Origin of the sequence: Deinococcus radiopugnans ATCC 19172 (assembly GCF_006335125.1) — a bacterium.
Lineage (GTDB): Bacteria > Deinococcota > Deinococci > Deinococcales > Deinococcaceae > Deinococcus > Deinococcus radiopugnans.
Map to the genome: position 1 here is coordinate 140,105 of NZ_VDMO01000001.1, position 12,396 is coordinate 152,500.

The window sequence follows — 12,396 nt, forward strand, 5'->3', positions numbered from 1 at the left end:
GGTGCTCAGGTGGCCTAGTCATCCGCTGCCACCAGTTCCCCGGCCGACTGCCGCGCCCCGTCCAGTGCCCAGAAGACGGCCTCGGGGGTGGCGGGCGAGGCCAACTCCTGCGCCCGTCCAGCCGGGCCAAAGGCGGCGGCGGCCTGACGCAGCGCCTCGCGGACGCTGATGCCCAGCATCAGGGGCGGCTCGCCCACGGCCTTGGAGCCGTACACCACGCCGGTCTCGGTGGCCCGCTCCATCAGGGCGACGTTGAACACCTCCGGCATCTCGCTGAAGCTGGGCAGCTTGTAGGTGCTGGCGGCCTGGGTGGACAGGCGTCCCCGGTTGGGGCCGTCGGACTCGTCCCAGCGCAACTCTTCCAGGGTCAGCCAGCCCGCGCCCTGCACGAAGCCGCCCTCCACCTGCCCGAGATCCACCAGCGGCGAGAGGCTGTCGCCCACGTCCTGAAGGATGTCCACCCGGCGGGTGCGGTACAGCCCGGAAAAGCCGTCCACCTCCACCTCGGCCACGGCGGCTCCGTAGGCGAAATACTTGAAGGGTTCGCCCTGCATCGCCACGCGGTCCCAGTGCAGGCCCGGCGTGCGGTAGTAGCCCGCGGCCCACAGCTGCGTCCGCAGATGGTAGGCGTCGTGGACGAGCCGCTTGAAATCCATGCCCTTGTCGGGGTGGCCCAGCGGATAAACGAGGCCCTGCTCGAAGCGCACGTCATTGGGATGCACGCCCAGCGCCCCGGCAGCCACTGCCGAGAGGCGTTCCTTGATCTGCTCGCAGGCGTTCTTGATCGCGCCGCCGTTCAGATCCGCGCCGCTGCTGGCGGCGGTGGCGCTGGTGTTGGGCACCTTGTCGGTGCGGGTGGGGGCCAGCCGCACCCAGCCCACCGGCACGCCCAGCGCCGTGGCGGCCACCTGAATCATCTTGGTGTGCAGGCCCTGGCCCATCTCGGTGCCGCCGTGGTTGATCAGCACGCTGCCGTCCTTGTAGACGTGCACCAGCGCGCCCGCCTGGTTGTAGGCGGTGAAGTTGAACGAGATCCCGAACTTGACCGGCGTGATCGCCAGCCCGCGCTTGGTATGCGGGTGCGCGCCGTTGAAGGCGTTGATCTCCGCGTACCGGGCCTCGAAGGCGCTGCTGACCATCAGCTGCGCCCACAGGTCTTCCAGGCGTTCGGCGTGGCGCACCGGCTGGCCGTAGGGGGTGGCCTCGCCGGGCTGGTAGAAGTTCAGGCGGCGCAGCGCATGCGCTTCCAGGCCCAGCAGCGGCGCGCAGCGGCCCAGGATGTCCTCAATGATCAGCATGCCCTGCGGCCCGCCGAAGCCCCGGAAGGCGGTCTGGGAGGTCTTGTTCGTCTTGGCGATGCGCCCGTGAACCTCCACGTGCGGGATGTGGTAGGCGTTGTCGATGTGGCACAGCGCCCGCGCCATCACCGGTTCGGAGAGATCCAGGCTCCAGCCGCCGTCGCTGGTGAGGGTGGCCTGCAGGGCATGCAACCGGCCGTCCGCGTCGAACGCCACTTTCCACTTCGCGTGGAAGGGGTGACGCTTGCCGGTCATGGTGATGTCCTGGGTGCGGTTCAGGCGCAGCCGCACCGGGCGTCCGGTCAGGACGCTGCCCAGGGCGGCAATCGCGGCGTAGCCGTGCGGCTGCATTTCCTTGCCGCCGAAGCCGCCGCCCATGCGCAGGCATTGCACGGTGACCTGCGCGGCCTCCAGGCCCAGCACGTGCGCCGCGATCTCCTGCGTCTCGCTGGGGTGCTGGGTGCTGGACTGGATAAAGACCTGCCCCCCCTCGTCGACGTAGGCCAGCGCCGCGTTGGTTTCCAGGTAGAAATGTTCCTGCCCGCCGAACTCGAATTCGCCCTCGAAGGTGTGGGCCGCGCCTTCAAAGCCCAGCACGATGTCGCCGCGCCGCAGGGTGGACTGCGCGCCCTGGAACGACTCGGCGGCGATGGCGTCGTGAATGGAGACGAGCGAGGGCAGTGGTTCGTACTCGACCTCCACCGCCTGCGCGCCCAGCCGGGCCGCGTCGATGCTGTCGCCCAGCACCCAGCAGACCGGGTGGCCGTGGTACATCACTTCCGTGGGAAACAGCGGCTCGTCGCCCTTGACCCCGGCGTCGTTGGCGCCCGGCACGTCGGCGGCGGTCAGCACGCGCACCACGCCGCTCACGTTGAGGGCCTGCGAATAATCCAGGCGGGTCACGCGGGCGTGGGCGTGCGGGGCCTGCACCGGCCACGCGTGCAACAGGTTGGACAGCCGGACGCCCAGATCGTCGGTGTACAGCGCGTGTCCGGTGACGTGCGCCGACGCGCTCTCGTGCGGCACGGCGTCGCCGACGGCGCCGTTGTGGGGGCGTTCATGCAGGCTGGTCATGGGTCACCTCCGGTGACGGGAAAGGCGCGCGGGTTGCGGTACGCAGGATGCGGGAAAAGGGGGCAGCAGACCGCGTACTGCGTCCCGCGTCCCGCGCCCTCCTACCCACCAACCACTTCCGTCTTCTCATAGAAGAACTTCAGCAGCGCCTGTTCCAGCATGGCGGCGCGGTATTCGGCGCTGGCGCGGTGGTCACTCAGCGGCGTACCCTCCTGGCCCATCAATCGGGCGGCCTCGCGGACGGTGCGCTCCGTCCATGGCTGGCCGATCAGGGCGGCCTCGGCTTTCAGGGCGCGGATGGGCGTGGCCGCCACCCCGCCCAGGCCGATGCGAATTCGCCCCACCATGTTGCCGTCGAGTTCCATCGCAATGCCCACCGCCACGCTGGAGATGTCGTCGAAGCGGCGCTTGGCGTACTTGTAGAACCCAGTGACGGGCGCCAGCGGCAGCGGAATCCTGACCGCGCGGATCAGCTCGCCGTCCCGCAGTTCGGTCTGGCGGTAGCCCTTGAAAAACTCCGAGAGCGGCACGTCCCGCTCGCCCCCCCGCGAGGCCAGTATGAGCGAGGCGTCCAGCGCCAGCAGGGTGGGCGGGCTGTCGCCGATGGGCGAGGCGGTGCCCAGGTTGCCGCCCAGCGTGGCGCTGTTGCGGATCAGCCGGCTGGCGAACTGCGGGAACCACTCGGCCATCAACGGAATGCGCCCGTCCAGGCGGCGCTCGATCTCCGAGAGGTTCAGGCCCGCGCCAATGCGGACGTGATCGTCATGCCACTCCAGTTCGCGCAGTTCGTCGAGGGCGTCCACTGCAATGGTGACCCCGGCCCGTGCGTGGCGGATGTTGACCTCCACGCCCCAGTCGGTGCCGCCGGCCAGCAGCGTGGCGTCGGGGTGTTCGGCCAGCAGGTCCAGCGCCTCCGGCAAGTCGGCGGGGCGGTGAAAGTCGCCGTCGGGGCCGGACAGGTGCAGGGCCTGTGGCGCGGGGGCCGGGCGCGTCCGCAGCATGGCGATGGTGTCACTCTCCGGCGGCGTGCCCAGCGCGTGCGCGGCGTCCTGGATGGGGCGGTAGCCGGTGCAGCGGCACAGGTTGCCGCTCAGCGAGTGGATGTCGAAGCCGTTGGGGGCGTGGTGTTCGCCTTCACGGCGCTCGGGACGGTAGTACTCGGCGGCCATGCTGACCACGAAGCCCGGCGTGCAGTACCCGCACTGCGAGCCGCCGCGCACCGCCATTTCATGCTGGACAGGGTGCAGGTGGTTCGGAGTGCCCAGTCCTTCGGCGGTGATGACCTCCTGACCGTTCATGGCCGGCAGCATCACCAGGCAGGCATTGACGCTTTCCAGCCGCGTGCCGCCGCGTCCGTCCGGGCGGGAAACCAGCACCGCGCAGGCGCCGCATTCGCCTTCGGCGCAGCCCTCCTTGCAGCCGGTCAGGCCGCCGTCGCGCAGCCAGTTCAGCAGCGTCGTGTGGGGCCGCGCGCCCTGCACCTCGCGGGGTTGTCCGTTGACTGTGACCGTGAAGCTGTCCATATCCTCTCCCTCTCGTCCAAACGACAAGCCCGGCGCTGCGATGTACCCGCGCTTCACGAGGAAGCCGAAGTACATGGTTCGCGCCGGTGAAGATACAAGGGCGGGTCGCTGGTTATCCATGCAGAACAGCAACCTGTTTTGGTGTCATTTAATTTTACGCCTAAGTAACTCATCTGCATAGCCCCCCTCAGAAAGTTTGCACCGGATCTAAAAAGGAAGCATGGAGATCGGCCCTCTGGCTCCCGGCCTGCTGTGGCTGATGCCGTCCGGGGTCCGGGTGGAGCGCCCTGCTTCTCCAGAACGATGAGCTGTTCCCCGGTGGGCCTCGACCCGCAAGCCGACTCAAGGGGGATGGGCAGGAGTAGGGCCACGGCCCACAGTGGCCTGTGGAAGCCCCCCGCCTGCGCTCATGCGCCACAATGGCCCCATCACCAATTGCACACCGGATCCATTGCACACGGGCCGCCGTGACGCACGCGGCTGGAAGGAGACCCCATGACAATCCATGACACTGACATCATCGTGATCGGCGCGGGCCTGGCCGGACTGGTGGCCGCCGCCGAGGCCGCCGACGCCGGCAAGCGCGTGCTGCTGCTGGACCAGGAGGGCGAGCAGAACCTGGGCGGGCAGGCCTTCTGGTCTTTTGGCGGGCTGTTCGTGATCGACACGCCCGAACAACGCCGCCTGGGCATTCGCGACAGCCACGAGCTGGCGTGGCGCGACTGGCAGACCACGGCGGGATTTGACCGCCCCGAGGACCACTGGCCGCGCCGCTGGGCCGAGGCCTACGTGGACTTCGCCGCCGGGGAAAAATACGGCTGGCTGGCCGCGCAGGGCGTCAAGTTCTTTCCCGGCGTGGGCTGGGCCGAGCGCGGCGGGCAGGGCGCGAGCGGCCCCGGCAACAGCGTGCCGCGCTTCCACATCACCTGGGGCACCGGGCCAGGGGTGGTGGAGCCGTTCGAGCGACGCGTGCGCGAGCATGTGACGGCGGGCCGAATCGCGTTCAGGTTCCGCCACCGCGTGCGCGGCCTGAACATCACGGACGGCGTGGTGCATGGCGTGCACGGCGACATTCTGGAACCGTCGGACGTGGGACGCGGCGAGCCGAGCTCGCGCGTCGTGGTGGACGACTTTGACCTGAATGCCGGGGCGGTGATCCTGACTTCCGGCGGCATCGGCGGCAATCAGGAACTGGTGCGCCGGAACTGGCCCACGGCGCGGCTCGGCCCCGCCCCGGAGTTCATGATCTCCGGCGTGCCGAAGCATGTGGACGGCGCGGCGCAGGCGATGGCCGAGGCGGCGGGCGCGCACCTGATCAACCGCGACCGCATGTGGCACTACACCGAGGGCATCCGCAACTGGAACCCGATCTGGCCGATGCACGGCATCCGGATCCTGCCCGGCCCCAGCAGCCTGTGGCTGTCTCCAGACGGCACGCGCCTGCCGTACCCGAATTACCCTGGCTTCGACACCCTCGGCACGCTGCAACACATCACGACGAACGGCTACCCATACACCTGGTTCGTGCTGAACCGGGCGATCATCAAGAAGGAATTCACCCTCAGCGGCTCCGAGCAGAACCTCGATCTGACCGACCGTGATCTTCGCAAGGTGGCCGGGCGGCTGGGCAAGAACGTGGCGCCCTCGGTGCAGGCCTTCATGGATCAGGGAGCAGATTTCGTGGTCCGCGACACGCTGCCCGAACTGGTGCGCGGCATGAACGAGGCCATCGGCAATGACACCGTGGATTACGAGAAGGTGGCGCGCGAGATCGCAGACCGGGACCTGCAGGTTGCCAACGTGTTCGGCAAGGACCCGCAACTGGCGGTGGTGCGCGGCGCGCGGGCTTTCATCAACGAGCGGCTGATCCGCATCGTCAAGCCCGCGCCGCTGCTGGACCCGGCTTCTGGCCCATTAGTCGCGGTCAAGCTGAACATCCTGACCCGCAAGACGCTGGGCGGCCTGGAAACGGACCTGCACGCGCGGGTGCTGCGGCCTGACGGTCAGCCGATGCCGGGGCTGTATGCCGCCGGGGAAGTGGCGGGCTTCGGCGGCGGCGGCATGCACGGGTACCGCTCGCTGGAGGGCACCTTCCTGGGCGGCTGCCTGTTCAGCGGGCGGGTGGCGGGGCGCTGCGCGGCAGGGGCGGTGGATTAGAGCATTTGTCCGAATTGCCGCATCAGAAAAAAGACTTCTGATGCCTCCATTCTCCCCAATGCTCAGCAAAATACACTCACTCCGTTCGGTCAAAAGCAAACAGCACTTTTGACAAATGCTCTAGGGTGCCAGCCGCGCGGGCACATCAGGTCCCGGCCAATAAAGTCCCGGCCAAGCGCCGCCCATCTTCCCTGCCCGCGCCCCCGCTACCCTGGCAGCCATGACCCCCTACCACGCAGTCATTCTCGATCTGGACGGCACGCTGGTGGACAGCAACGACGCCCACGCCCGCGCCTGGGTCCATGCCTTCGCCGACAAGGGCTTTCACCTGAGTTTCGAGGAGGTGCGGCCCCTGATCGGCATGGGCGGCGATCAGCTGGTGCCGCGCCTGACCGGGGTGTCGCCCGGCAGCGAGGCGTACAGGCAGCTCTCGGACGCCTGGAAAAATCACTTTCAGCGCGGCGAGTTGCCCACCGTCCGGGCGCAACCGGGGGCGCGCGAGCTGGTGGAGGAATTGCGGCGGCGCGGTCTGGACCTGATCATCGGCACCTCGGGCGACGAGGCCGTGGTGGAGGCTTTGCTGATGCGGGCGGATGTGGCGGATCTGGTGCCGCAGCGCACCACCGCCTCCGACGTGGAGGATTCCAAGCCTGCCCCCGACATCGTGAAGGCGGCGCTGGAGAAACTGGGACGGAAGGCCGACGAGGTACTGATGCTGGGCGACACGCCCTACGACATCGAGAGCGCGGGCCGCAGCGGCGTCAGGACCGTGGCCCTGCGCTGCGGCGGGGACACCCGGCTGGACGGTGCGGTGGGGGTCTACAACGATCCGCTGGACCTGCTCAACCATCTGAGCGATCTGCCACTGCGCTGACGTGAATGGTCTGCAGTTCCTTGTGGCTCAGTCGGCGCTCAGGGCGGCGTCTGGCGCCACCTCAAACTGGTACTGCCACACGCCGGGGCGGGCCGGGCTTTCGCGGCGTTCGGGCGCGTGGCGGGCGTGACGGGGCAGCACGCGGTCCCAGAACCGGATGGCACCCAGGTTCTGCGGCAGGTGGGCCACAGACCAGCGCCCTGGGTGGGCACGCAGCACCTCACCCGCCAGCGCCGCGCCCAGACCCTGCCCCCGGTAGACCCGCAGCACGCAGAATTCGTCCAGCGTGTGCCAGACCGGGCGGTCCCCCAGGCGGCGAACCAGGGCAAAGCCGGCAGGCCGCCGCCCCACCTGAAAGAGATAGGCGGCGTGGACCTCCTGTTCCCAGTACTGCTCGAAAGCCGGATACTCGTATTCACCACGGTCATTGAGGGCGCTGCGCAGCGGCACGCTCAACTCATCGAGGTACAGCTGGAGCAGCCGCCAGATCAGGGCTTTCTGGTCAGGCCCGGCACGGTGCAGGGTAGCGGCGGGCGGCGCAGCAGGATTGTCTGCGCCCTTGGCCGCCAGAACGGTGTTCCAGTGCGTCAGGGCTTCAATCAGCGTCTGCCGGTCACCTGCCATCTCGTCGATCAGCTGGGCGGTCAGGTCATCCAGACGGCGCAGGCCAGGCCCGGTCAGCTGCAACTGGGTGCCCTGACGCCGCCCACCGGCCGAGCTGCGCGTCAACAGGCCCGCCGCCTCTGCGCGTTGCGACAGTTCCACCACACTGTTGTGGGCGATATGCAGCCGGGTGGCCGCCTCCCCGATGCTGAGTCCTTCCCGGCCTTCCGCGCCGAGGATCACCAGCAAGGAGAACTGCTGAGGCGTCAGGCCCGCCGCCTTGATGCGCCGCTGGTTCTCGTGGGTGAAGTGACTCAGCTCGCAGCGAAAGGCGCTGTACACCCGGTAGAGCGCCGTGTCGAAGGGCAGAGGAGTGGAGGCCATGCCGCATTGTCGCGTATCTGAGGGCAACCGGTCTGACCGTAGCGCAGCGTGTTCCCCTGTTCGGTGGCCATGCATCAAGCACCGTGGCGACCCGCTGCTCGATTGGGATTGCGAGTGGACAGCGACCCGAGCGCTGAGAAACCCCACGGGAAGGACAGTGAAGGGCGGTGACGGGTGAACCGGAATCCAGGCCCGGGTCGTTCATCGTCCATTCCTGGCAACAGCAGCGAGGTGGCACGGGGCCGGGACGGACTGGCGCGCCGTCACCTCTGGCTCCCCGAATTGGCAGGGGCAAACTGGACTCTTGGCCGGCGGATGCGGGCTGTGCCTTCCAGACCAAAAATGCAGCAGTGCCACTGGGAGAGCAAAATACATGAGGCAAGGGACTTGCCGTTCAAGTCCCCTGCCCTTCGACGCGCCTTCACCAAACCGCTTCGGCAAAGGCGAACCCGTTCCGTCAGCTGAAGTCCAGCAGGCTGCGGCCCTCCTTCTCACGGTCCTCGGCAACCTTGCCGAGAATGAAGAAGGTGGGAGCCCAGTGTCCCAGGAACAGACCGTCGCGCTCCTTGATGTCCTGCGCCTGTCCGTCCTTGGCCTTGCCACGCAGGAAGTTGGTGGCCGAAAGAATGATGGAAGCGTAGCCGAGAATGTACAGCACGTTGGAAGTTTTCATGGGCGCACTGTGGCCTGTGGTCCTGCGCTGGAAGGTGACTGTTCCCCTAATTTCAGCGCTGGATTGAGGTTGCTATAGCAATCGGTAAACGTCAGCCTACTCGGGGACTGACAGCTGGGTTCTGGCCTGCCAGAACGAGTTGGACGCTTTCAGGCACCCGGCGCCGCGCCACCCTCGTCACCTGCTCTCCCATTCACCTCGAAAATCACCCCCCTTCGGAAGACGTTCGGAGAAGGGCGGGCTGTCAAAAGGGGTCCGGAGCCGTCACACTCTCAGCGCCGGTCTGACCCAGATCAGGGTGAACCGGTTGGGACACGCCCTCGCCGTCCCCGCGCCGGGCCGAGGACACCTCGGGCAACGCGGGGCCTGGTAGACAGCAGGTGACCCTCCCAGGGTCAGGGGGAGGCGGAACGGGAGCCATCAACGCCACCCCGCTTCACCCGTCCCTGCCCATGCTGGCCGCACAGGTGGCGGGACTTCGCACGCTGGGATGAGAGGGTGCGGCATAGCTCCATCGTCCCTGACGCTCAGGCGGAGCGGTGCAGACACGCCCTGGAGGCCGCGCCGCTTCGACCTTCAGGGCAGACGATCTTGACACTCGGCTTCTCCTGCCCCTAATATTTCGTTAGTTGGCGAAATAGTCAAACAAGGAGAAGAGATGCGAACTTCATTGCTTGCCCTGAGCCTGGCCCTGACGGGTTCTGCCCTGGCGGCATCCATGCCCACCACGCTGGCCACCGGGGGGCTGACCCTTCACGGCACCCTGGAGACGCCGGACACGCCCGCGCCGTGGCCCGCCGTGCTGATCGTGGCCGGCTCCGGCCCCACCGACCGGGACGGCAACAGTGCCGGGTTGCCCGGTGCCAACGATAGTCTCAAGCAACTGGCGCAGGGACTGGCCCGGCAGGGCATTGCCAGCGTGCGCTACGACAAGCGCGGCATCGGCCAGAGCGTGCCCACCTCTGGCCCGGCGCTGCGCGAGGAGAACCTGGTGTTCGGGGACTTCGTCAACGACGCCGCCGCCTGGCTGCGCCAGATGAAGGCTGACCCGCGTTTTGCAGGCGTGGGCGTGATCGGACACAGCGAGGGCGCGCTGATTGCCCTGGCCGTGGCCAACGACATCCCGGTGGGGGCGGTGGTCACGCTGGCCGGGGCCGGTGAGAACCTCAGTGACGTCTTGAAACGCCAGATTCGCGCCAACCCGGCCAACCCGCCTGAGCTGGTGGCCGAGGTGGACCGCATCCTGGCCGAGCTGAGCGCGGGCCGGCGGGTGGCGTCGGTGCCGCCGGTCCTGGCCCCGCTGTTCCGGCCCAGCGTGCAGCCGTTCCTGATTTCGGCCTTCCAATATGATCCGGCCCATTTGATCGGAACGGTCAAGGCCCCGGTGCTGATCGTGCAGGGCGACGCGGACCTGCAGGTCACGCCTGACGACGCCCGGCGGCTGGCCGCCGCCAATCCACAGGCCGAACTGCGGCTGATTCCGGGCATGAACCATGTGCTCAAGCAGGTGGGACACGACCTGACCCTGAATCAGCGCTCCTACGGCGATCCCACGGTGCCCCTCAGCCCCGCGCTGCTGCCCGCCGCCGCGCCTTTTTTGAAGTCCCGCCTGACCCAGACCGCCGCTCCATGACCGCGCCGGTCCGGTCATGAACGAGGTCTTCAGGGCGCTGGCCGATCCCACCCGCCGGGAGATTCTGCGCGTGCTGCGCGGCGGCGAGATGACGGCCGGCGAACTCGCGGACCTGTTCCCACTGACCAAGAGCACCCTCAGCCGCCATTTTGCGGTGCTGCGCGAAGCCGATCTGGTGGCTTCCGAGAAGCGCGGCACGTCGGTGGTCTACCGGCTGAACACCACCGTGTTTCAGGAGGTCTCGGCGGGCCTGTTCGAGCTGTTCGCCGCCCCACCGGCGAAAGAAAAACCCTCAAAGGACAAGACATGAACATCAAGGAATTGCCCGCTGCACTGTGCTTTCTCGGATCCGGGGTGGTGGCCGCTCTGACCTACCCGCGCCTGCCCCAGACGGTGCCGGTGCACTGGGGACTGGACAGCGCACCCGACCGTTTCGGCTCCCGCTTCGAGGCGCTGTTTGTCCCGCCACTCATCTTTCTGGGCGCGGCCGTGCTGCTGTGGGCCATCGAACACTTTTCCCCTCGTGATCGTTCCAACGGCCCGGTCCTGCGGGCCGCGCGGCTGGGCCTGGGGATGATGGCCTTGCTGGTGCCCGTGGCCCTCGCGCTGAACTGGGACATGGCGCGCGCCGCGCTGATCGGCACCGGACTGCTGCTGGCGCTGCTGGGCAACGTGCTGGGCCGCGCGCAGCCCAGCGTCTTCGTGGGCCTGCGGACCCCCTGGGTGTATCGCAGCCGCCGGGCCTGGTTTGCCTCGCAGCGCCGCTCTGCCCTGTGGCTGACGGCGCTGGGGGGAGTCCTGGCCGCCGCCGCCGCGCTGTGCCCCCGTGAGGTGCTCTTTCCCTGGGTGGCCCCGGTGGGGCTGCTGATCGGACTGGGGGGCACGGTGGGCTGGCTGGCCTACGCCTCGTACCGGGACTGGAAGGAGGACCCCGCGCCAGAGCCGGTGTTCAGGTCTTGAAGACCTGATACGGATTCCGTCTGTTTCGTTTACAAATCGGGACAGCGCCGATTTGCAAACTCCACGCCCGGAACCCGCTTTTCTCCTGCTCGCTTCGCTCGGATTTTCATCGTTCTTGCAAACGATTCAATCGGAGTCCGTATGAGGGGCGCCGGCTCTGGTGCCCCCAGACGACTGGCGGAAACGGTCAATCACCTGCACCCCGGTGCCGGCAAACGAATCCATTCCCATCAACGCCTCGACAGACTGTTCCAGCGTCAGCCGCGCGCCGATCAGCCGGTCCGGGCGCAGCAGGCCGCTCTCGATCATGCCCAGCATTTCCGGGTAGGCGTGGGCGGCCATGCCGTGGCTGCCGTAAATCTCCAGTTCCTTTGCAATCACGGCGTCCATCGGCAGCGGTGGGCGGCCCTGATCGGCCACCAGCAGGCCCACCTGCACATGCCGGCCCTGGGTCCGCAGGCACAGGATGGAATCGGCACAGGTCTGCGCGTGCCCCAGCGCGTCCAGCGACAGGTGCGCGCCGCCGCCCGTGGCCTCGCGGATGGCCGTCACCACGTCCACCTCGCGGCTGTTGAGGGTCACCTCCGCGCCCAGATCCGCCGCCCGCGCAAGCTTGTCCGCGCCGATGTCCACCGCAACCACCCGTGCGCCCAGGGCGTGGGCGATCATGACCGCCGACAGGCCCACGCCGCCGCAGCCGTGGACCGCCACCCACTCGCCGCCGCGCACCCGGCCCTGCTGCGCCACCGCGCGGAAGGAGGTGGCGAAGCGGCACCCCAGACTGGCCGCCGTCACGAAATCCAGACCGTCGGGCAACCTCACCAGATTGCCGTCGGCGTAGCGCAGGGCCACGTATTCGGCGAACGATCCCCAGGCCGTGAAGCCCGGCTGAAACTGGTCCCGGCAGACCTGCTGCTGCCCGCTTTGACACTCTGGACAGCGCCCACAGCCCGAGACGAAGGGCAGCGTCACGCGGTCCCCCTCGCGCCAGCGGGTGATGGCCTGGCCCACGGCCACCACGGTTCCGGCAATCTCGTGGCCGGGGACGTGGGGCAGGGCGATGTCGGGGTCATGGCCCATCCAGCCGTGCCAGTCGCTGCGGCACACGCCGGACGCCTCCACGCGCAGCACCACGCCGTCCGCTGTCGGCACGGGGTCAGGGACGGTGCGGAGTTCGGGGCGCATTCCGAAATGCTCGTAGACGACGGCTTTCATCC

Annotated in this window: 10 protein-coding genes; 5 read left to right on the top strand and 5 right to left on the bottom strand. The window is 68.2% G+C overall.

Annotation, left to right across the window (positions count from 1 at the left end):
• Positions 1 to 14 precede the first annotated feature (14 nt).
• The gene (gene xdhB, locus FHR04_RS00595) at positions 15 to 2,372 is read right to left on the bottom strand and encodes a xanthine dehydrogenase molybdopterin binding subunit (protein WP_139399888.1); all 2,358 of its coding nucleotides are present in this window, start codon (positions 2,370 to 2,372) and stop codon (positions 15 to 17) included.
• Positions 2,373 to 2,473: 101 nt separating this feature from the next.
• Complete coding sequence (locus FHR04_RS00600; RefSeq protein ID WP_139399890.1) at positions 2,474 to 3,895, bottom strand: xanthine dehydrogenase small subunit; 1,422 nt, start codon at positions 3,893 to 3,895, stop codon at positions 2,474 to 2,476.
• A gap of 495 nt (positions 3,896 to 4,390) precedes the next feature.
• Here FHR04_RS00600 and FHR04_RS00605 point away from each other — a divergent pair, with 495 nt between their 5' ends.
• Entirely contained in the window at positions 4,391 to 6,052 is a 1,662-nt protein-coding gene (locus FHR04_RS00605) for an FAD-binding dehydrogenase (RefSeq protein WP_139399892.1), read from the top strand.
• A gap of 220 nt (positions 6,053 to 6,272) precedes the next feature.
• Positions 6,273 to 6,926 carry an HAD family hydrolase gene (locus FHR04_RS00610; protein ID WP_139399894.1) on the top strand — a complete coding sequence of 218 codons (654 nt, stop codon included), beginning with the start codon at positions 6,273 to 6,275 and terminating at the stop codon, positions 6,924 to 6,926.
• A gap of 27 nt (positions 6,927 to 6,953) precedes the next feature.
• Here FHR04_RS00610 and FHR04_RS00615 read toward each other — a convergent pair whose 3' ends face one another.
• Both FHR04_RS00615 and FHR04_RS00620 read right to left on the bottom strand, forming a co-directional pair.
• Positions 6,954 to 7,913 carry a GNAT family N-acetyltransferase gene (locus FHR04_RS00615; protein ID WP_170213797.1) on the bottom strand — a complete coding sequence of 320 codons (960 nt, stop codon included), beginning with the start codon at positions 7,911 to 7,913 and terminating at the stop codon, positions 6,954 to 6,956.
• 457 nt (positions 7,914 to 8,370) lie between these two features.
• Entirely contained in the window at positions 8,371 to 8,586 is a 216-nt protein-coding gene (locus FHR04_RS00620; protein WP_139399898.1) for a hypothetical protein, read from the bottom strand.
• Between the two features lie 658 nt (positions 8,587 to 9,244).
• Between FHR04_RS00620 and FHR04_RS00625 the strand changes: the two genes are divergently transcribed.
• Genes FHR04_RS00625 through FHR04_RS00635 form a run of 3 tightly spaced genes read left to right on the top strand, consistent with a single transcriptional unit; the run spans position 9,245 to position 11,179 of the window.
• Positions 9,245 to 10,219 (top strand): alpha/beta hydrolase family protein, encoded by a 975-nt coding sequence (locus FHR04_RS00625; protein WP_139399900.1) that lies wholly within the window; start codon positions 9,245 to 9,247, stop codon positions 10,217 to 10,219.
• Between the two features lie 16 nt (positions 10,220 to 10,235).
• Complete coding sequence (locus tag FHR04_RS00630) at positions 10,236 to 10,529, top strand: autorepressor SdpR family transcription factor (RefSeq protein ID WP_139399902.1); 294 nt, start codon at positions 10,236 to 10,238, stop codon at positions 10,527 to 10,529.
• The gene (locus FHR04_RS00635) at positions 10,526 to 11,179 is read left to right on the top strand and encodes a DUF1648 domain-containing protein (protein WP_139399904.1); all 654 of its coding nucleotides are present in this window, start codon (positions 10,526 to 10,528) and stop codon (positions 11,177 to 11,179) included. The genes FHR04_RS00630 and FHR04_RS00635 overlap by 4 nt, the downstream gene beginning before the upstream one ends.
• Positions 11,180 to 11,305: 126 nt before the next feature.
• On the opposite strand, the gene FHR04_RS00640 is transcribed toward FHR04_RS00635, so the two are convergent.
• Positions 11,306 to 12,394: a zinc-dependent alcohol dehydrogenase family protein gene (locus tag FHR04_RS00640; RefSeq protein ID WP_139399906.1), complete on the bottom strand. Its 1,089-nt coding sequence runs from the start codon at positions 12,392 to 12,394 to the stop codon at positions 11,306 to 11,308.
• Positions 12,395 to 12,396 lie beyond the last annotated feature (2 nt).

Bases quoted from the DNA above. Each gene is read 5' to 3' on its own strand.
- FHR04_RS00615 (WP_170213797.1), bottom strand. From the start codon at position 7,913: ATGGCCTCCACTCCTCTGCCCTTCGACACGGCGCTCTACCGGGTGTAC.
- FHR04_RS00605 (WP_139399892.1), top strand. From the start codon at position 4,391: ATGACAATCCATGACACTGACATCATCGTGATCGGCGCGGGCCTGGCC.
- FHR04_RS00620 (WP_139399898.1), bottom strand. From the start codon at position 8,586: ATGAAAACTTCCAACGTGCTGTACATTCTCGGCTACGCTTCCATCATT.
- FHR04_RS00610 (WP_139399894.1), top strand. From the start codon at position 6,273: ATGACCCCCTACCACGCAGTCATTCTCGATCTGGACGGCACGCTGGTG.
- FHR04_RS00640 (WP_139399906.1), bottom strand. From the start codon at position 12,394: ATGAAAGCCGTCGTCTACGAGCATTTCGGAATGCGCCCCGAACTCCGC.
- FHR04_RS00600 (WP_139399890.1), bottom strand. From the start codon at position 3,895: ATGGACAGCTTCACGGTCACAGTCAACGGACAACCCCGCGAGGTGCAG.
- FHR04_RS00630 (WP_139399902.1), top strand. From the start codon at position 10,236: ATGAACGAGGTCTTCAGGGCGCTGGCCGATCCCACCCGCCGGGAGATT.
- xdhB (WP_139399888.1), bottom strand. From the start codon at position 2,372: ATGACCAGCCTGCATGAACGCCCCCACAACGGCGCCGTCGGCGACGCC.
- FHR04_RS00625 (WP_139399900.1), top strand. From the start codon at position 9,245: ATGCGAACTTCATTGCTTGCCCTGAGCCTGGCCCTGACGGGTTCTGCC.
- FHR04_RS00635 (WP_139399904.1), top strand. From the start codon at position 10,526: ATGAACATCAAGGAATTGCCCGCTGCACTGTGCTTTCTCGGATCCGGG.